Origin of the sequence: uncultured Acinetobacter sp. (assembly GCF_947626835.1) — a bacterium.
Lineage (GTDB): Bacteria > Pseudomonadota > Gammaproteobacteria > Pseudomonadales > Moraxellaceae > Acinetobacter.
On the sequence record NZ_CANQTS010000011.1, the window covers coordinates 1 to 18567 of the forward strand.

Genomic DNA, 18567 nt, shown 5'->3' on the forward strand with positions numbered 1-18567 from the left:
ATTTTGTGTGTAGGCTTCTTCATTTGGAAATTATATCGCTGAAAAACCCTTTACAGATAGGTTTGTGCAACAAAGCCGTGCAAGGCTATGATAATTATCATTTGGAAGCGGATTTGGATAGTTTAGGTGAATCTGCAAAATATGTGGAAGCAACAATTTCAATGGTAGATACCACTGAAACTTTAGATGATAAGCATAGTAATTATTTATATCACCTATTACACCATCACTTAATTTCATGTGGCGAAGCATCAGACGCAATTTTTGATAGTCTTCGTAATTATGGTGTAAATAGATTTATGCAGATTATGCCAATTTTAAAACATGAAATCGAAACAAATAAAGTTTCAAGATTTTTTCGTAACGAGAATAGTGGCTTAATTGAAAATCTTTATAAAAAATTTGAGAAACAACTTCAAGAATGTGAATTTGAAATTGATAATCAAGAAGATCAAAGTTTTTTAGATTTAATATGAAATAAAAACCCGCTCTAAAGCGGGTTTTCTTTTCAAAACTAATCAGAATCAACCAATCAATTTCTTCATCAATTCATTGACTTGGGCAGGGTTAGCTTTACCTTTCGCTGCTTTCATCACTTGACCAACAAGACCGTTAAAGGCTTTCTCTTTACCAGATTTAAACTCTTCAACCATCTTCTCGTTGGCAGCAAGCACGTCTTTAATAATCGCTTCAATTGCGCCTGTATCAGTTTCCTGTTTCAAGCCTTTTTCCGCAATAATTTCATCCGCAGTTTTGCCTTCTTCCCACATAAAGCCAAATACTTGTTTTGCAATCTTACCGTTAATGGTGTTGTCCACAATACGTGCAATCATACCGCCCAATTTTTCAGCCGTTACAGGAGAATCTGCTAATTCTAAGCCTGCTTTGTTTAAAGCACCTGAGAATTCACCCATCACCCAATTTGCAGCAACTTTACCTTGCGTAGCACCGCCAGCAGCTTTTACCACGTCTTCATAAAACTCTGACATTTCACGCGTCAGCGTTAAAACGTGCGCATCGTATTCAGTCACACCAAAGTCTGCTACAAAACGTGCACGACGTGCCACAGGAAGCTCAGGCATGGTGGCTTTAATGGCTTCAATTTGCGCATCTGCAATAATCACAGGCAATAAGTCAGGGTCAGGGAAGTAGCGGTAATCGTTCGCTTCTTCTTTAGAACGCATAGAACGCGTTTCCATCTTCACAGGATCAAACAAACGTGTTTCTTGGTCGATGGTACCATCCCATTCCAAGATTTCCATTTGACGCTCAATTTCAACATTGACCGCTTGTTCAATGAAACGGAATGAGTTGAGGTTTTTCAATTCACAACGTGTACCAAATGGTTGACCCGGACGGCGTAAAGACACGTTACAGTCACAACGGAATGAACCTTCCGCCATGTTACCGTCAGAGATCCCTAACCAACGCACAAGGGTATGAATCGCTTTAATATAAGCAACAGCTTCTTCAACCGAGCGCATATCAGGTTCAGAGACAATCTCTAAAAGTGGTGTACCGGCACGGTTTAAGTCAATGCCTGACATACCTTCAAATTGGTCATGGATTGATTTACCTGCATCTTCCTCAAGGTGCGCACGTGTCACGCCAATGCGTTTAACTGTGCCATCTTCAAGTTGGATATCGATATGACCCAAGCCCACAATCGGGTTGTCCATTTGGCTGATTTGGTAGCCTTTTGGCGAGTCAGGGTAGAAATAGTTTTTACGCGCAAACACAGATGCTTGGTCGATGTAGGCATCAATACCCAAACCAAAACGGATGGCAAGATCAACCACTTCTTTGTTGAGTACGGGCAATACACCCGGCATGGCTAAATCAACAAGGCTGGCTTGTGTGTTTGGGTCATTGCCAAACACAGTCGATGAACCTGAGAAAATTTTAGTATTGGTGGCAAGTTGCGTGTGAATCTCGATACCAATCACCACTTCCCAACCGTCAATCAGGTTAGATTTTGGTTTAGCGTTGTTCTTCGCCATTATGCGTTCTCCTCAGCAATTGCAGCGCGTTTGGTGTGCCAATCTGTTGCTTGTTGATACTGGTGTACCACAGACAACAATTGCGATTCTGACCAATAGTTACCAATGAGCTGTAAACCAACCGGTAAGTTATTTGAATCAAAACCAACAGGCGCGTTAATGGCAGGTAAGCCTGCTAAGTTCACCGCAATGGTGTAAATGTCACCTAAGTACATTTCTACTGGCGACAAGTTGGCACCAATTTTGTACGCTGTGGTTGGTGCAGAAGGCGCCGCGATGACATCTACAGACTCAAAGGCTTTTAAGAAATCTTGTTGGATTAAACGACGTACTTTTTGTGCTTTTACGTAGTAGGCATCGTAGTAACCTGCCGATAATGCATAAGTACCAATTAAAATACGTTGCTGAACTTCTTTACCAAAACCTTCTGAGCGCGAACGTTTGTATAAATCCATTAAATCGGCAGGATTTTCACAGCGGTAGCCATAACGTACACCGTCAAAACGTTGTAAGTTAGACGATGCTTCAGCAGGGGCAATCAGGTAGTAGGTTGGTACATAGCTTTCTGTCATGGTCAGATCAATCTCAACCAAGATCGCGCCCATGTCTTCTAGCTTTTTCAGTGATTCTTCAACACGTGCTTTAACCTCGGCGTCTAAACCTTGTACGTTAAAGTACTGTTTAGGAATACCAATGCGTAAGCCTTTTACAGATGTGCCGTTTAGGTTAGCCACGTAATCATCGACTTCTTTTTCAACAGACGTTGAATCTTTCGCGTCGTGACCTGCCATTACATTCATCAGGTAAGCACAGTCTTCAGCCGAGCGTGCCATTGGACCACCTTGATCGAGTGATGATGCATAGGCAATCATACCAAAGCGAGAAACACGACCATAGGTTGGTTTAAGACCTGTTAAACCACAAAACGATGCCGGTTGACGGATTGAACCACCAGTGTCGGTACCTGTGGCAAATGGGGCTAAATCAGCCGCGACAGCCGCAGCAGAACCACCTGATGAACCACCCGGAACATGATTTAAGTTCCATGGGTTGGCTGTTGCGCCATAGTATGAGTTCTCGGAAGTTGAACCCATGGCAAACTCGTCCATGTTGAGTTTACCTAAAGTCACAAGGCCGGCTGCTTTACCTTGAGCCACCACAGTTGCATCATAAGGCGAGATAAAGTTATCTAGCATTTTAGAACCCGCAGTGGTTTTAATGCCTTGGGTACAAAAAATGTCTTTATGCGCAACAGGAATACCGGTTAAAACCGATGCAGTCCCTGCTTTGATCGAAGCATCGGCCGCATCAGCTTGAGCTAACGCTTGTTCAGCGGTGACCGTGACATAAGATTTTACTTGGGCATCGATTTTTTCAATGCGTTTTAAATAATGTTGGGTAATTTCACGTGATGAAAATTGAGCATCAGCTAAACCTTGGCTCAGTTCACGAATCGATAAACGATGTAAATCAGTCATGAGAGAAAAATCTTCACTAAAATGTAAGAAAAAGCTTTAGATGAATAAATATTATTCAATTACGCGTGGTACAAGGTATAGACCCGCTTCAACTGCAGGTGCAACCGCTTGATATTGCTCGCGATGGTTGCTTTCACACACCACGTCTTCACGTAAAGGTTGTGGGTTGTCAAATGGGCTTTTTAGTGGCTCAACACCGTCGGTATTGATCTCTTTGAGTGATTCCATCATGCCTAAAATTTTATTTAAACTTTGAGCATATTCAGCAGATTGCGTATCATTAAGCGATAATCTTGCAAGATGGGCAATTGCTGAAACTGTTTGTGCATTTAAATCTGCAGAATGCTGAGCATCCGATGTCGACATAACATCACCTCATCAGTATTAAAAATTTTCAAATATCCTGCGTTATAATAAGCGATTGACTTGTTCAAAGCATCACATTTAGTTAAAGTTGCCCACTTGCGTCCACATAAAGTTTAATTGAGAACGTCCCCGTGATTCTAAAACGACTAATTGGCTTGTTTTCGCCTGATCTGGCCATTGACTTAGGTACAGCGAATACCCTTATTTATGCACCAGGACGCGGCATTATCTTAAATGAACCAACCGTGGTGGCGATTCGTCACAGTGGTTCACAAAAAATTGTTGCCGCCGTAGGTCTTGATGCGAAACAAATGCTTGGTCGTACTCCTGCAAACATCTCAGCCATCCGCCCAATGAAAGACGGTGTGATTGCTGATTTTGAAGTAACCGAGACCATGCTCAACCAATTTATTGGTAAAGTGCATGAAAAACGTCTGTTCCCACCTGCACCGCGTGTTGTGGTGTGTGTACCGTGTAAATCGACATTGGTGGAACGCCGTGCCATTCGTGAGGCGGTGTTTAATGCAGGTGCACGTGATGTACGTTTAATTGAAGAGCCAATGGCAGCAGCGATTGGCGCAGGTATGCCAGTTGAGCAAGCTTGTGGTTCCATGGTGGTTGATGTGGGTGGTGGTACTACAGAAATCGCGATTATCTCATTACAAGGCTGTGTGTATGCAGATTCGCTGCGTATTGGTGGCGATGTATTTGATGAGCAAATCATTAACTATGTGCGTAAGGCCCATGGCTGCGTGATTGGTGAAACCACAGCAGAGATTATTAAAAAAGAAGTCGGTATGGCACTACCTGATGAAGGTGCGAAACCACTTGAAATTGAAGTGCGCGGTCGTAATTTAGCCGAGGGTGTACCACGTGCGATTACCGTGACCTCAACTGAAGTGACGCAAGCGATTGCTGACCCATTACAAAATATTGTGTCTGCGGTAAAATCAGCACTTGAGCAAACGCCACCAGAGTTGTCATCTGATATTGCTGAGCGCGGTATTGTGTTAACCGGTGGCGGTGCATTGTTACGCAATTTAGATAAAATGTTGGCGCAAGAAACTGGCTTACCTGTAATGGTGGCTGAAGATCCATTAACGTGTGTAACACGCGGTGGTGGTAAAGTACTTGAATTTTTCGACAACCCAAATCACGATATGTTATTCGTTGGCTAAAAGGACTTAGGCGGTGCAAGCAAATCTGTTTTCCAGACAGCCGCCATCTTTTCGCTCATTTATCATTGCAGTGATCACATGTTTGGTGGTGCTATTTTTAAACTGGCGCATTCCCCATGTGATTCAACCTGCAAGAGATGTCTTGTATGCGGCATATAATCCTATTTATGCCCTTGCAAGCTATCCTGTGTTATCGCGAGAGTGGCTCACTCAACAAACTAAATCTGAAGCACAATTGCGTCGTGAAAATACTGCGATGCAAGCCGAGCTGTTACAGGCACAAGTGCGCTTACAAAAAATTTCTGAATTGTCTGCTGAAAATACGCGCTTGCGCGGTTTAATTGACACCCCGTTAATTATTGATGGACGCATGCAAATTGCTGAAGTGATAGGCACCGATGCCGATCCATTACGGCATATTATTGTGATTAATCGTGGCGCAACCAGTGATATTAAAGTCGGACAAACGGTGCTTGATGACAAAGGTATTATGGGGCAGGTGATTGCGGTCTATCCACACAGTAGTCGTGTCATGCTGTTGTCGGATAAAGAGCATTCTTTATCGGTACGTTTAGAGCGTAGTGGCATTCGTGCCATTGTTAGTGGTAAAGGCGATCTTACCCAACTTAAAATGCAATATGTGCCAACCAGTGCCGATGTTAAGGTTGGGGAAAAAGTCTATAGCTCAGGTTTAGGCGCACATTTTCCTGCCGGTTATTTAGTGGGAACCGTGCAAAAGGTCAGTCGTCACAATAGCGGTGAATTTGCCCAAATTGATATTCAACCAGCAGCGCAACTGGGTGGTGGTCAGCATGTCGTGGTGCTGTTCTCTGAGTCATTGGCTATGGAGCAACCGCATGCCACTCGCTAGGTTAAAAAGTAAAAGTCATCAAGATCCATTATTTGCCATTATTGTTTCGGTCATTGTGGCATCGGTGTTGATTGTCTATCCGTTGTCGTATGGCTTATCGGCATGGCGACCTGAATATATGCTGTTGCTGGTGATGTTTTGGGTATTATGCCAACCCACATGGTGTGGGGTATGGTTTGCCTTTGCCATGGGCATGTTTGTGGATTTATTGGTGGGTTCACCTTTAGGTTTAAATGCTTTGAGTTTTGTGATTGTCAGCTTTGTGGCACGCTTTTTCATTCGTGAAAAACGCATTTTAACCTTTGTGCATATTTGGGTGATTGTTAGTCTTGCAACACTGGCACATTTATTGCTGCAATGGCTGATGCAAGTCATGGGCGGTATTGATTTTGCCTTGGCGCGCCACTGGCAACCCTTACCCACCACTATTGCAGTCTTTCCACTGGTTTATTATGTGTTAAAACGATGGCGCATTTAATTTTAGCTTCAAGTTCACCTAGACGCCGTGAGTTACTGACTCAGTTGGGTTTTAGTTTTGACGTCTATAGTCCCGATATTGATGAATCGGTACATTCAGGTGAAAATGTCGCCCATTATGTGCAGCGTTTGGCGCAAGATAAAGCCGCCGCAGTCATTGCAAAATTTCCCGATGCTTTAGTGATTGCCGCAGATACCTCACTGGGTGTCGATGGTCAAATTTTAGGAAAACCTGAATCTAAAGCGCATGCCTTTGCCATGTGGCAGATGATTTCTAATCGTCAACATGATGTATTTTCAGGTGTTTGTGTGCGTACAAAACAACAAATTTCCAGTATAGTGGTACGCACCGAAGTTCAATTTCAAGCCTTGAGCACCCAAGATATGGAAGATTATTGGGCAACAGGTGAACCTTTGGGTAAAGCCGGTGGTTATGCCATCCAAGGCATTGCAGCACGTTATATTCCCAAGATACATGGCAGTTATAGCAATGTAGTGGGTTTACCTTTATATGAAACGGTACAGTTATTAACAGCATTTAAGGCACTAAATTAAACGCTGAAAAAAAGAATGTTTATAATGTTTTGAGTTTTATTATGTCTGACGAATTATTGATTAACGTCACCCCGATGGAATGCCGGGTCGCGTTAATTGAAAATGGTACAGTCAACGAATTATTTGTTGAACGTACTGCCAAACGTGGTTTGGTGGGCAATATATACAAAGGTAAAGTGGTACGCGTCTTGCCGGGTATGCAAGCGGCTTTTGTTGATATTGGCTTATCACGCACGGCTTTTTTACATATTAATGATATGGTGTGGTCGCGGCAAAAACCCACCCCCAATGTGTTTGAATTGTTGCAACCGGGTCAAATTCTCACTGTACAAGTTATGAAAGACATGCTGGGCAGCAAAGGCGCGCGTTTATCGACCGATCTTTCTATTCCTTCACGATATTTGGTGCTCATGCCGTATGGCAGTCATACCGGTGTGTCACAACGTATTGAATCAGAAGAAGAACGTAACCGTTTACGCAGTATTATTGAAAATATTCAAGCCGAGCATCAATTACCGGGTTCAGTGATTGTACGTACCGCAGCCGAAGGTGTGGCAGAACAAGACATCGCCCAAGATATGGCATACTTGGCGCGTCTTTGGGAATATATTCAACGTAAACAAAAAAGCATTGCAGTACCGACCTTAATTTTTGAAGAATTACCGTTGCCACAACGCATTATTCGTGATTTAGCCAACGAAAAAACCGCCAAAATTTATGTGGACTCGCGTGAAGTGCACGGCAAACTACAAGAATTTGTGGCTGAATTTGTGCCCACCATGCAAGATCGTTTATTGCATTATCCGGGTGAATGTCCAATCTTTGATTTATACAATGTTGAAGATGATATTCAAAAAGCCCTACAAACCCGTGTAGCGCTTAAATCGGGTGGTTATTTGATGATTGATCAAACCGAAGCCATGACTACCATTGATGTCAACACTGGTTCTTATGTCGGTGGTCGTACTTTGGAAGACACCGTATTTAAAACCAATATGGAAGCCACGCAAGTGATTGCGCGACAGTTACGCTTGCGTAACTTAGGTGGCATCATCATTATTGATTTTATTGACATGCAAGAAGCCGAGCATCGCGCTGAAGTGTTACAGCAATTTGAACACATGCTTGAACGTGATCATGCCAAAACCAAAATTACCCAAGTCTCAGAACTGGGCTTGGTGGAAATGACCCGTAAGCGCACGCGTGAATCTTTAGAACATTTATTATGTGAATCATGTCCAACCTGTCAAGGACACGGTTATGTAAAAACTGCCGAATCGGTATGTTACGAAATCTTTCGAGAAATCTTGCGTTATACCCGCGCTTTTAGCTCAAAAAGTGGCTTTACCGTGGTGGCACATCCTTTGGTGATTGATCGCTTGTTAACCATTGAAGCGGCGGCAGTGGCGGATTTAGAACACTTTATTGATCGAGTAATTAAATTCCAAGTGGAAAATTTATATACGCAAGAGCAATACGATATCATCTTAAATTAAAATTGTAACAGGATGTCGTTAAACACTTGTTACATCTAGGATTTTACTTTGTGGCGCTTTTTACTCAATATAGGGGAACAAGGTAGCCAAGACCGAATAATCACAATAAAGGTCAAGCAAACGAGGTAAAGTTATGGGAGTCACCAAAATCATGATGTCAGCAAGTGTTCAACATCAGCCAAGCGCACAAAAAACCACCCACCATGCTTATATGGTCGATGAACAAGGCAAAGAAGTGCAGATTACCACTGCGATGGTGCGTTCGGTGTGTCATCAATTATTGCAACAATGTCGTATGATTAAACATTAAGGGGCTAAACGAAGCCCCTTAATTTTACCAAAATATTGGCATTTTCTACCATGCGATTTAACTTGGTTGAGTATGCTGCATTGTATTGATACTGTCTTGATTACAGGTTGTCATTAATTGCTCAAAACATACAATTTCATCTTCTAAATGCCCCAATAAGTTTTGCATTTTAGGCACTGCATTACGACAGGCTGTTAAACCCACCTCCAACTTACCGGCATAACTGGTCATGGTAATATTTAAGGCTTGACCATCAAGCACAATCGATGCTGGATAAATCGCATCTAAACGCGCCCCATTCCAATATAGGCTTTCTTTAGGGCCGGGTAAGTTTGAGATCACTAAATTAAAGGCCTGACGTTTTGGCATCAACCCCGATACAATATTAAAGCCAGCCGGGCTATACACACAGGCACTATAACTTAAGATCTGATCGCTGCTCATACGTTGAAAGCGTTGTTTGGCATTAATCACACTACGACGAATGGTGCTTAAACGCGCCAAAGGATCCGCTAAATGCGTACCTAAATTGGCCAAGATCATGGTGATTCGATTAGACACATCTGAATCATCTTGACGTACCGAAGTGGGCACCATTGCAATCATGGGTTTTTTAGGTAGGGCATTTTGACTGAGCAGATATTCACGTAAAGCACCTGAGCAGATTGCTAAGACCACATCATTAATGGTCACGTTAAAATGTTGGGCAATGCTACGTAAACGCGCCAATTCAAAGGATTGCGCTGCAAAACGGCGTGAGGCACTGACGCGTTGATTTAAAATACTGCTTGGGGCTTGAAAGCTCGATACATAATCAGGATGGTGGTTTTTCTTGTCTTTTAAAGCACAGCCCAATTCTGCAAGCACAGTCGGTGTGGCTTTAAGTTGGCTCTGTAAGGTGTTGGTAAATTTTTTAAACTTGCTAATGGGTGCTTCAGGATCGGTCAAGCGTTTGGTTCTTTTATTGGCTACACACCACGGGGCGGTAATACCCTGATGCTGTGGATCTTGCGAAAAAGATTTTTCCAATAAGCGCATGCCCGCTACACCATCAATCATAGAATGATGGATTTTAAAGTACATGGCAAAGCGGTTGCCTTCGATTCCTTCAATTAAATGACACGTCCATAAAGGCTTGGCACGATCAAGTAAACTACTATGTTCTTGTGAGATATAGGTGAGTAATTCGCGAATACGTCCCGGATGCGGTAGGGCAATGTGACGAAAATGATGCTCAAGATCAAATTCTGGGTCGTTGTCCCAAAACAAGCCATTGAGCTTATTGTTAAAGGGTGGCACAGGAATGCTTTTGCTTAAACGAATATCTGCCACTAAATCTTGAATAAAAGTTTTAGCCGCATCTTTTGGAATTTGAAATAAAAACAATCCACCCACGTGCATCGGTTGCTGACGCTTTTCTAAAGACAAAAACAAAAAATCCAAGGGGTGTAAAGCTCTCATCATTAGGCTACCTGCATATCGTTTTAAATTAATTGTTAGAATTATGACAATGTCTGTGACTAAGTATATAAGTGTTTGTAATTGTAAAAAATACTTGAGGCTTAAATTATTAAAAAAAAGCCATTGCATGCAATGGCTTTAATTTTATTTTAAATTACCGGCATGTAAGCCACATTCTTTATGGGTGGCTTCTTCCCACCACCAACGACCTTCACGTTCATGTTGGTTAGGGAGTACGGCGCGAGTACACGGTTCACAACCAATTGAGGTAAAACCACGTGCATGCAGTGGATTATATGGAATTTCCATTAAACGAATGTAATTCCATACATCACTACTTGACCAATTGGCAAGCGGATTATATTTGATCAGTTGTTTACCGATCCCTGAAAAACCAACATCGGCTTGCACCACAGGAATATCGTTGCGTGTGCCTGGACTTTGATCTTTACGCTGACCGGTAATCCAACCATCTAACGTGGCGAGTTTTTTACGTAATGGCGCGACTTTACGTACGCCACAGCACTCTTGATGACCGTCATTAAAGAAGCTAAACATGCCCTTTTGGGTGACAAGTTGTTGTACAGCTTCACTTTCAGGGAAGCAAATTTCAATATCAATTTTATAATGTTGGCGTACTGTATCAATAAACTGATAAGTTTCAGGATGCAAACGACCGGTATCTAGGCTAAAGACACGAAACGGTTTACCTAAATTGGCAGCCAGATCAATCAATACCACATCTTCTGCACCTGAGAAGGAAATGGCAATGTCGCCTTGCTGGGATAAGGCCAAAGCCATAATCTCAAGCGGAGACTTTTCTGCATACTCTGCCGCAAGGGCATCTACGAGATCAATGGTCGGGATGGTTGTCATGAGCGTTCCTGGCAAATAGGCTTGGAGACTTCAAAACCTATATAACTGAATGAATCAAATATTTTAATGCAATTGAATTTATCTGCTTAGCAGTAAAAATTAAATGCTTATGAAGAAAATAGATTTAAAAAAAACCTACCGTTATTTAAGCATTACGCTATGATAAGGAGCTTTTTTTATATGGCTATTTGGGAGAAACCATGGAAATCGTTTGTTTGGATTTAGAAGGGGTATTGGTACCGGAAATTTGGATTAACTTTGCCAAAAAAACTGGTATTAAAGAACTTGAAGCGACCACACGTGATATCCCTGACTATGATGTGTTAATGACACAGCGTTTAAATATCTTAAAACAACACGGTTTAGGTTTAAATGACATTCAAGCTGTCATTGCCGACATGGGGCCGTTTGAAGGTGCAAAAGAATTTGTGGAATGGGTAAGCACACATTTCCAATTGATCATTTTATCAGACACATTCTATGAATTTGCGCATCCATTAATGCAGCAATTGGGTTGGCCTACGATTTTCTGTCATAAATTAGAGACAGATGAAAATGGTATGATCAGCAACTATAAATTACGTCAACCAGATCAAAAACGCCAAGCAGTTAAAGCCTTACATGGTTTAAATTTCCGTGTGATTGCGGCAGGCGACTCATATAACGATACTACAATGCTCGGTGAAGCTGATGCAGGTTTCTTATTTGATGCACCAGACAACGTGATTGCAGAATTTCCACAATTCCCAGCCATTCGTGGTTATGCAGCATTAAAAGAAGCGATTCGTAACGCCTCGGTACGTGATATTCCAGCATAAGGAATACCAAAAAACAGGGCGCTTGATGCGCCCTTTTTTTTAGAATCGATAACCAATTTTCATGCCATAACCTAAAGCATGGTTGTCAGAGAATTCCCCTACCGGTTTACCACCCGTTTGCGCTGTGGCATCGCCGAGCCAAAAATACTTTACACCGCCTTGAATAAAGTAATGTTCAGCAGGGCTATATTGCGCACCTAAACCGACATTCCAGTAGCCTTCTGTTGGACCCAATGTGGTAATAGGATTACCTGCACCTGAGTCATAGCCAAGAGCGGCTGTGCCTGACCATTTAGCATTAAATTTACGACCCACACCCACATTGGCAGACCATTGATCTTCTGCATAATCAATCAGGTTTTGACGAACATAAGGTGCACCCAATTGGCTAATATTGCCCAATAACTTGGGTTTTACCGCAAATTGACTCCAGTGTACCCAACGCACATTGGCAAAGGCTAAAGTATCTGCTGCAATACCTGTTTGAAAATCAAGATTAACCGATTGCGGTGTGGTTGCTTCTACACCTGATGTTAGTGTACTTAAACTTGGGACAGGTAGGGCAGTGGTTTCTTTTGCTGTTGCTTTATGTTCGATTTCTGAACGATAGGTGATGGCCGCTTTTAAAGCAATGTCAGGAATTTGGTAAGCAAGACCTGCCACCCAACCAAAAGCTGGTTCTTGATCGACTTTAATACCATAAGTGCCAAGTTTGCCCACGCCACCATAAGCTGCACCGCGCAATTGAATATCGGCTTCTACCGTTTGCCAAACAGGGCCTGCATACACATTCCAATTTTCATTGGGTTGGTAGCCCATCAAAGCAGTTAAATTATTGGTACGTACTTCAACTGTGGTGCCTTCAACCCCATTACCAAACATAAAACTGTCAGCGGCATAGGTGGCATCTCCACCATAAGGTTGATCATAAAGTAGACCTAAAGACATATGGTCACTCACTTGTACTTTGACCGCGGCAGTCGGGAAGTAATAGTCATCTGCCATATCACTGACAGGGCGTTGATCAAGACCTACACCACGTACGCTTGGATCAAGAACTGAAAGTCCAGCTTCTGCATAATTGCCCGGTTGTAAAAATGCTGCAATTGATTGACCTGAACGGTCTAATCCGGCTGCCATAGTGCTGAGCGGTAAAGCAGCCATAAATACGGCCATTGACAATGCACGAAGCTTCATAGCTTTAATCCTTGATAAAAGCGGTAATTCATTTTGGGTGAAAACTACCACAATTAAAAAAAGAGTAAATACTTTAAAAACTACACACTTTGATGGTGGTTTGGAAATAGAGCTTAAATTTAGAGCAAAATATCTATTTTTAAATTTATATTTATATGATTTTGAACAATAAAAATAAACAAGGTGGAATTTTTTAGATAATCAAAGTCTTGCAAACTTAACTGTACTAATTTTAAGCAATTAATTTATAAGTGTATAAAAATACCGGATTAAGCATTTGATTAATCCGGTACATAAAAATCTGAATGAAAAAACTTAAAAACGCTGACCGATTCGTAAACCATAGGCCATTGCATCATTGTCAGTAAAATTGCCTGCAGCAGAGTGCGCGCCTGTTTGAGCTTTGGCATCGCCTAACCATAAATATTTTACTCCACCTGCAATAAAGGAGCTTGGTGTTGGACTATATTGTACGCCTAAGCCTAAATTCCAAAAACCTTCGGTTGGCCCTAATGTGGTAACAGGATTACCTGCACCTGAATCCCAACCTACAGAGACATTACCTGCCCATTTGTCATTCATTTTTCGACCTACACCGACGTTGGCAGACCATTGATCTTTAGCATAGTCGACTAAGTTAAAACCATCAGGTTTACCAAGGGATGGCAACAAACCACCGGCAAGTTCAGAGAGTTTTCCAAACTGGTGAGGACGCATATAAAAGTCCTCCCAATTGACCCAACGTACATTGGCAAAGGCGACCGTGTCAGCCATGATGCCTGTTTGTAAGTCTAAATTAACCGATTGTGGTGTGGTGACTTTACTTTTACCCGGCGCATTTAATTGATTGAGTGTATTTGCATCCAGCACTTTTTGGGCAATCAGCAGTTGCCCCACATTACCCACCAGTGGTAAATCTTCGCGTGCAGTAAACTCATGTTCAATTTCAGAGCGATACGTTAATGAGGCCTTTAAGGCAATTTCAGGAATCTGATAAGCAAACCCTGCCAACCAACCTAAAGCGCTGTCCTCGGGCACATCTAATGCATAGCCATTAAACAAGCTATAGGAATTACCACGTAAATTGACATCAGCTTCTAGAGTTTGATAGACCAAACCACCATAGAAGTTCCAATTTGGATTGGGTTGATAACCAACCAACAGGTTTAAATTTTGGGTTTTGACTTCAACAGATGTACCACCCGTGGTTGCATTGTCTAAGGCAATTGCTATAGGGCGTCCATTGCTATCCACCTGTAGCGGCGTGACGCCATCAGGAGCGAGTGCATTGGGTTGACCTGTGACCACAGGTAAATTATTGGTTAAGCCTGTAGCAGGTAGAATGGTATCTGATGTGGTACTGACAAAATTGTTACGTCCTCGATACTCTGCATCTGCACCAAAGGGTTGATCGTAAATTAAACCAATGGATAGCTGCTCAGTTGCTTGTAATTTGAGTACAGCATGCGGGAAATAATAATCTCCTGCCATATCACCAGTTGGGTTGCCTGCGACATCTTGACCTGACACATTGGGATCTAAAACACTGATGCCTGCTTCAAAATAATTATTCGGTTGTAAAAAACCGGCAATCGATTGACCAGAGCGGTCTAAAGCCGCAGCAAAGCTTGTCAAAGGCAAACCAACTAAACATAGTGCAACGCTTAATTTTTTTAACAGCATATATTCATTCCTTGTTCTGCAGTCTGAGACTGTCGTTGTTGTTATTGAAGCTTAACTTCATGATGAAGTGGTTAGTTTTAAACTTAACACAGAACCAAATAGAGTAAATGCTAAAAAATAACTGTTCAGTTCTGCTGCAAGTTAAGCAATATCATCGAGTTCGTAGTCTGACCATTTTTGACTGGCTAATTTTAAGTCAAAATCTAAGTGCTGATGAATTTCTTGTAAATTAATTGAGCCACGATCTTCAGGCAGCTGTACCAATAAAGGCAAATGGGTCACGCCATTGTCGCCCACAGGGAAAGCATAGTGACGTTCTTTATCATTAATAGAAATTAAAGACTCAAACTCTAAGTAAACAGTTAAGTTTGGATACTGCTTGGGAATACGCACAATATCTAAATAGGCATTTTGGCGGGCATTGAAGGCTTTATGTTTAAGTTCTTGAATCTGTTCTTCGGTCTTTTTGGTTGTATTAAACATTTTGCCCAAGAAAGATCGACTGTCTTTATCTAAACTACGCTGTAAGTCTTTGAGTTGGCGATAATGTTCACGATAGTTATGCAGTGCGTTACGTACCGTGAGATTTAGGCTTTCTAATGGTTTAAGCATCGCTTCATGATAATGCTGCCAATCGTCTTGTGACAATAGGGCAAATACTTGGTTGCGGCGTTTTTCATGTAATGCTAAATAGGATTTTAAACGCGCTGCAAATTGATCAGCCTGACTGTCAAACATCACTGCGGCTTGGGATTGGAAATCATAGAAATAACCCAAGATATCGCCAATGATTTGGCGCGTGCTCATATACAGATAATCCATTTCGTCAATATGAGTGGCTTTATGACGTAAGGCCTGTTGCATTGGTTCTAAAATTAAAATCGCCAGTTCTTTTTCAAAGGCAAGCAAGCGTTTTTGTACCACTTTCTCAATCACTAAGCCCGAAGCATCTAAGGGTTTGAGCAATAACGGCAATAAGCGTTCACTGTTGATTTGCTCGAGTTGATTAACAAACTCAATGATATGCTGACCAATTTGTTTTTCTACGGTCACAATACGCGTCACTTGCCATTGGAAAGTTTCTTGTTGTTGTGTTTGAGTCAAATGTGCTAAATCGAGCACTGCACCGTGTAAATAAATATTGTCACTTAAAGCCAAGCGATCTTCAGTTAAAAAACGTCGAATCGAAAAGGGATTGATGTCTTGATCATCACTTTGTGCCAAAGCAAAAATATAACGCGATGTTTTAATCACTTCGAGCTGACGTAATTTTTGTTGCTCTTGTAAGAAGACTTGTAGCAGTGGGTGTGGCTGTTGCTTTAGTTGACGCCCACGCAGGGTCTTAAAGTAAAAAGTGAGTAATTGTTGTTTTAAAAACACTTCACACACAAAGCATTTAAAAATATCTGTGCTTAAATGACGATGATTAGCAGGTAATTCAATCTCATTTTTAGCACGAATCACATGAGCTGCAGTATAGATAAAACTTTCACGTAGCTTAATTTTAAGTTGCTGTAAGTTAATGTTTTCTTCTACGTTAATTTTATTGAGCTGTGCTAAAACACTTTCTAGATAATTGGCAATTTGAATAGCATCTTGATATTTTTCCAATTCATCTAAGGATTTTAAAATCTTTTGCGCTAAATTTTTCATGCCGGGATGCACGATACCGTCAACCACATGTTCAAAGTGTGGCAAGGCAGGACAACTAAAACTATTTTTATTGGCATCCCATTTAATATTCTTGCGTATCAAAATTTGTCGGTAGATGCGATCGCGTTGTTCAGCATCAATTTGGCTAAACACATGATTTAAGTTATTTTGCCAGTAGATATCCAAATGAGGGTCAATTTGCGTGACCACTGATCTTAATTCATAGGGAATATAATCCTGAATCATGGGAATTTTTCCTTGTACGCAATCTTATTTTAATTAAAAACTGCGACAAGGTTAGCATAAAATCTGCTCAGGAACATGCAATCGACATTGGCTTTAAGTCTTATATCTAAAAATGGTGCGCCTTGCGGGAGTCGAACCCACGCCGGTCACTTAGGAGGCAACTGCTCTATCCAATTAAGCTAAAGGCGCGCATGCTCAATCTACGTGAATTTTAAGCAAAAAAAAAGTTATTGCCGAAACAATAACTTTTTAAAATATTAGGCTTTAGGCTGAGTTTTGAGTAATTTAAACAAAATCAGCATACCAATAATCCAAATCGGTAGCATCAACACCGACTCTTTAAAGCCTTGTGTCCACATAATATATAAAATTAAACCAATAAAGCCTAAAACTAAAGCATTACCCAGTGGTGAGAAAAGCGCTGGGAATGAGGTTTTTTCACCCGCTTTTTTCATGGCTTGAATAAACTTAAAGTGGGTTAAGCTAATCATGGCCCAGTTTAATACCAACGCACCGACCACAATATAAATTAAATGACTTAAAGCATCTTCTGGTACAAAATAGTTAAGTAGCACACAGCCAAAGATTAATGCCGCTGAAAACAACACAGCAGGCACTGGTACACCTTGTTTATTGACTTTGCTAAATAGTTTAGGTGCATTGCCTTGTTGGGCCAAACCAAACAACATACGACTGTTGGCATACATACCACTGTTATACACAGACAAAGCCGCAGTTAGAATAATAAAGTTGAGCAAATGTGCAGCCCAATCAATGCCCAGTTGGCTAAAGATCATCACAAATGGGCTTTTATCCAAACCACCAAGTTCAAGCTGATTCCATGGCACCAGTGAGAGTAAAATGGTTAAAGCACCCACGTAGAACACCAAAATACGAAACACTACCTGATTAATGGCTTTAGGAATCGTGGTTTTAGGGTCTTTGGCTTCAGCGGCAGCCATACCAATCAATTCAATACCACCAAAGGCAAACATTAAAAAGGCCAACATATAAAATAAGCCTTCAAAACCATTGGGGAAGAAGCCGCCTGCAGTCCAAAGGTTACTAAAGGATGCAGTTGAGTTGGCATCTGCGGTGAGCAGTAAATACACCCCAAAGACAATCATTGAAATCACGGCTGTGACTTTAATGATGGAGAGCCAAAACTCTGATTCACCGTAAAACTTCACATTACCTAAATTAATAATAGTAATGACAATGAAAAAGAATAAAACCGATGCCCATGCCGGAATATGTGGCCACCAATAGTTAATATACTTAGCAACGGCGGTCAGCTCAGTCATGGCCACTAGAATGTATAACATCCAGTAGTTCCAACCAGCTAAAAAGCCTGGAAATTTGCCCCAATATTTATAAGCAAAATGACTAAATGAACCTGCCACAGGCTCATGAACAATCATCTCGCCCAATTGGCGCATAATTAAGAATGCAATAAAGCCACCGATGGCATAGCCCAAAATAATGGACGGACCTGCAGATTGGATGACCTGTGCGGAACCTAAAAATAAGCCAGTACCAATTGCGCCGCCCATGGCGATGAGTTGGATATGACGGTTCTTTAAGCCACGCTGAAGTTGCGAAGACTCGTTATTCAAAGTATTCAGCCCGACAATGGATAAGTCATTTGATTGTAATAGATCGTGTAAGATTCGCCTAGTACGATACAAATAATGAATTTTTATTATACATTGTATAAAAAAATATTGGATTTAGGTTTGTCATAAAAGACAGTTGAATCAATATATTAATTTTATTGAATATCCTTTTACCCCATTCTGCTATTTTGCTGCCAAATACTAAGTGTTGATTTTTTATACTTAAGTCATAAGCCAATATTATTTTAAATAAAAGCCAGTATGCTTAAGGCTAAGCCTAAAGTGC

Annotated in this window: 16 protein-coding genes, 1 tRNA gene and 1 pseudogene; 8 read left to right on the plus strand and 10 right to left on the minus strand. The window is 41.4% G+C overall.

Annotated features, from left to right (window positions below; translation table 11 throughout):
• Positions 1-476: pseudogene (locus Q0Z55_RS06360) on the plus strand (hypothetical protein); the annotation flags it as partial.
• A gap of 48 nt (positions 477-524) precedes the next feature.
• Here the strand turns inward: Q0Z55_RS06360 and gatB are convergent.
• Genes gatB through gatC form a run of 3 tightly spaced genes read right to left on the minus strand, consistent with a single transcriptional unit; the run spans position 525 to position 3844 of the window.
• Positions 525-2000: an Asp-tRNA(Asn)/Glu-tRNA(Gln) amidotransferase subunit GatB gene (gene gatB / locus Q0Z55_RS06365; protein WP_297425850.1), complete on the minus strand. Its 1476-nt coding sequence runs from the start codon at positions 1998-2000 to the stop codon at positions 525-527.
• On the minus strand, positions 2000-3478 hold the full coding sequence (gene gatA, locus Q0Z55_RS06370; protein ID WP_297425853.1) for an Asp-tRNA(Asn)/Glu-tRNA(Gln) amidotransferase subunit GatA: 1479 nt from the start codon (positions 3476-3478) through the stop codon (positions 2000-2002). The genes gatB and gatA overlap by 1 nt, the downstream gene beginning before the upstream one ends.
• A gap of 51 nt (positions 3479-3529) precedes the next feature.
• Positions 3530-3844 (minus strand): Asp-tRNA(Asn)/Glu-tRNA(Gln) amidotransferase subunit GatC, encoded by a 315-nt coding sequence (gene gatC / locus Q0Z55_RS06375; RefSeq protein WP_297425856.1) that lies wholly within the window; start codon positions 3842-3844, stop codon positions 3530-3532.
• A 131-nt stretch (positions 3845-3975) separates the two neighbouring features.
• On the opposite strand from gatC, the gene Q0Z55_RS06380 reads away from it, so the two are divergent.
• The 6 genes from Q0Z55_RS06380 to Q0Z55_RS06405 all read left to right on the plus strand — a co-directional run bounded on the left by Q0Z55_RS06380 (position 3976) and on the right by Q0Z55_RS06405 (position 8731).
• Positions 3976-5022, plus strand: a complete 1047-nt coding sequence (locus Q0Z55_RS06380) for a rod shape-determining protein (protein ID WP_297425859.1) — start codon at positions 3976-3978, stop codon at positions 5020-5022.
• A 13-nt stretch (positions 5023-5035) separates the two neighbouring features.
• A complete protein-coding gene (gene mreC / locus Q0Z55_RS06385) occupies positions 5036-5893 on the plus strand; it encodes a rod shape-determining protein MreC (protein ID WP_297425862.1) in 858 nt (285 codons plus the stop codon).
• Positions 5880-6371: a rod shape-determining protein MreD gene (gene mreD, locus Q0Z55_RS06390; RefSeq protein WP_297425864.1), complete on the plus strand. Its 492-nt coding sequence runs from the start codon at positions 5880-5882 to the stop codon at positions 6369-6371. Before mreC ends, mreD begins: the two co-directional genes overlap by 14 nt.
• Positions 6359-6925, plus strand: coding sequence for a Maf family nucleotide pyrophosphatase (locus Q0Z55_RS06395; RefSeq protein WP_297425867.1), 567 nt, complete (start codon positions 6359-6361; stop codon positions 6923-6925). Before mreD ends, Q0Z55_RS06395 begins: the two co-directional genes overlap by 13 nt.
• 41 nt (positions 6926-6966) lie before the next feature.
• Complete coding sequence (rng, locus tag Q0Z55_RS06400) at positions 6967-8421, plus strand: ribonuclease G (protein ID WP_297425871.1); 1455 nt, start codon at positions 6967-6969, stop codon at positions 8419-8421.
• A gap of 133 nt (positions 8422-8554) precedes the next feature.
• Positions 8555-8731 carry a PA1571 family protein gene (locus Q0Z55_RS06405; protein WP_366806832.1) on the plus strand — a complete coding sequence of 59 codons (177 nt, stop codon included), beginning with the start codon at positions 8555-8557 and terminating at the stop codon, positions 8729-8731.
• A gap of 57 nt (positions 8732-8788) precedes the next feature.
• On the opposite strand, the gene Q0Z55_RS06410 is transcribed toward Q0Z55_RS06405, so the two are convergent.
• The gene (locus Q0Z55_RS06410) at positions 8789-10192 is read right to left on the minus strand and encodes a wax ester/triacylglycerol synthase family O-acyltransferase (protein WP_297425873.1); all 1404 of its coding nucleotides are present in this window, start codon (positions 10190-10192) and stop codon (positions 8789-8791) included.
• A 144-nt stretch (positions 10193-10336) separates the two neighbouring features.
• Entirely contained in the window at positions 10337-11068 is a 732-nt protein-coding gene (locus Q0Z55_RS06415) for a phosphoadenylyl-sulfate reductase (protein WP_297425876.1), read from the minus strand.
• 200 nt (positions 11069-11268) lie between these two features.
• Here Q0Z55_RS06415 and thrH point away from each other — a divergent pair, with 200 nt between their 5' ends.
• Positions 11269-11886 carry a bifunctional phosphoserine phosphatase/homoserine phosphotransferase ThrH gene (thrH, locus tag Q0Z55_RS06420; protein WP_297425880.1) on the plus strand — a complete coding sequence of 206 codons (618 nt, stop codon included), beginning with the start codon at positions 11269-11271 and terminating at the stop codon, positions 11884-11886.
• Positions 11887-11925: 39 nt separating this feature from the next.
• Here the strand turns inward: thrH and Q0Z55_RS06425 are convergent, their stop codons facing one another.
• The 5 genes from Q0Z55_RS06425 to Q0Z55_RS06445 all read right to left on the minus strand — a co-directional run bounded on the left by Q0Z55_RS06425 (position 11926) and on the right by Q0Z55_RS06445 (position 18281).
• A complete protein-coding gene (locus tag Q0Z55_RS06425; protein WP_297425883.1) occupies positions 11926-13083 on the minus strand; it encodes a transporter in 1158 nt (385 codons plus the stop codon).
• A 315-nt stretch (positions 13084-13398) separates the two neighbouring features.
• A complete protein-coding gene (locus Q0Z55_RS06430) occupies positions 13399-14766 on the minus strand; it encodes an outer membrane protein transport protein (RefSeq protein ID WP_297425885.1) in 1368 nt (455 codons plus the stop codon).
• A 141-nt stretch (positions 14767-14907) separates the two neighbouring features.
• Positions 14908-16665, minus strand: coding sequence for a hypothetical protein (locus tag Q0Z55_RS06435; RefSeq protein ID WP_297425888.1), 1758 nt, complete (start codon positions 16663-16665; stop codon positions 14908-14910).
• A 113-nt stretch (positions 16666-16778) separates the two neighbouring features.
• A tRNA-Arg gene (locus Q0Z55_RS06440) sits at positions 16779-16854 on the minus strand.
• A 68-nt stretch (positions 16855-16922) separates the two neighbouring features.
• A complete protein-coding gene (locus tag Q0Z55_RS06445) occupies positions 16923-18281 on the minus strand; it encodes an amino acid permease (RefSeq protein WP_297425891.1) in 1359 nt (452 codons plus the stop codon).
• Positions 18282-18567 lie beyond the last annotated feature (286 nt).

What these genes read in the sequence shown, in the direction of transcription:
- Q0Z55_RS06415 (WP_297425876.1), bottom strand. Translation starts at nt 11,068, where the DNA reads ATGACAACCATCCCGACCATTGATCTCGTAGATGCCCTTGCGGCAGAG.
- Q0Z55_RS06410 (WP_297425873.1), bottom strand. Translation starts at nt 10,192, where the DNA reads ATGAGAGCTTTACACCCCTTGGATTTTTTGTTTTTGTCTTTAGAAAAG.
- gatB (WP_297425850.1), bottom strand. Translation starts at nt 2,000, where the DNA reads ATGGCGAAGAACAACGCTAAACCAAAATCTAACCTGATTGACGGTTGG.
- mreD (WP_297425864.1), top strand. Translation starts at nt 5,880, where the DNA reads ATGCCACTCGCTAGGTTAAAAAGTAAAAGTCATCAAGATCCATTATTT.
- thrH (WP_297425880.1), top strand. Translation starts at nt 11,269, where the DNA reads ATGGAAATCGTTTGTTTGGATTTAGAAGGGGTATTGGTACCGGAAATT.
- Q0Z55_RS06405 (WP_366806832.1), top strand. Translation starts at nt 8,555, where the DNA reads ATGGGAGTCACCAAAATCATGATGTCAGCAAGTGTTCAACATCAGCCA.
- rng (WP_297425871.1), top strand. Translation starts at nt 6,967, where the DNA reads ATGTCTGACGAATTATTGATTAACGTCACCCCGATGGAATGCCGGGTC.
- Q0Z55_RS06425 (WP_297425883.1), bottom strand. Translation starts at nt 13,083, where the DNA reads ATGAAGCTTCGTGCATTGTCAATGGCCGTATTTATGGCTGCTTTACCG.
- Q0Z55_RS06435 (WP_297425888.1), bottom strand. Translation starts at nt 16,665, where the DNA reads ATGATTCAGGATTATATTCCCTATGAATTAAGATCAGTGGTCACGCAA.
- gatA (WP_297425853.1), bottom strand. Translation starts at nt 3,478, where the DNA reads ATGACTGATTTACATCGTTTATCGATTCGTGAACTGAGCCAAGGTTTA.
- Q0Z55_RS06430 (WP_297425885.1), bottom strand. Translation starts at nt 14,766, where the DNA reads ATGCTGTTAAAAAAATTAAGCGTTGCACTATGTTTAGTTGGTTTGCCT.
- gatC (WP_297425856.1), bottom strand. Translation starts at nt 3,844, where the DNA reads ATGTCGACATCGGATGCTCAGCATTCTGCAGATTTAAATGCACAAACA.
- Q0Z55_RS06395 (WP_297425867.1), top strand. Translation starts at nt 6,359, where the DNA reads ATGGCGCATTTAATTTTAGCTTCAAGTTCACCTAGACGCCGTGAGTTA.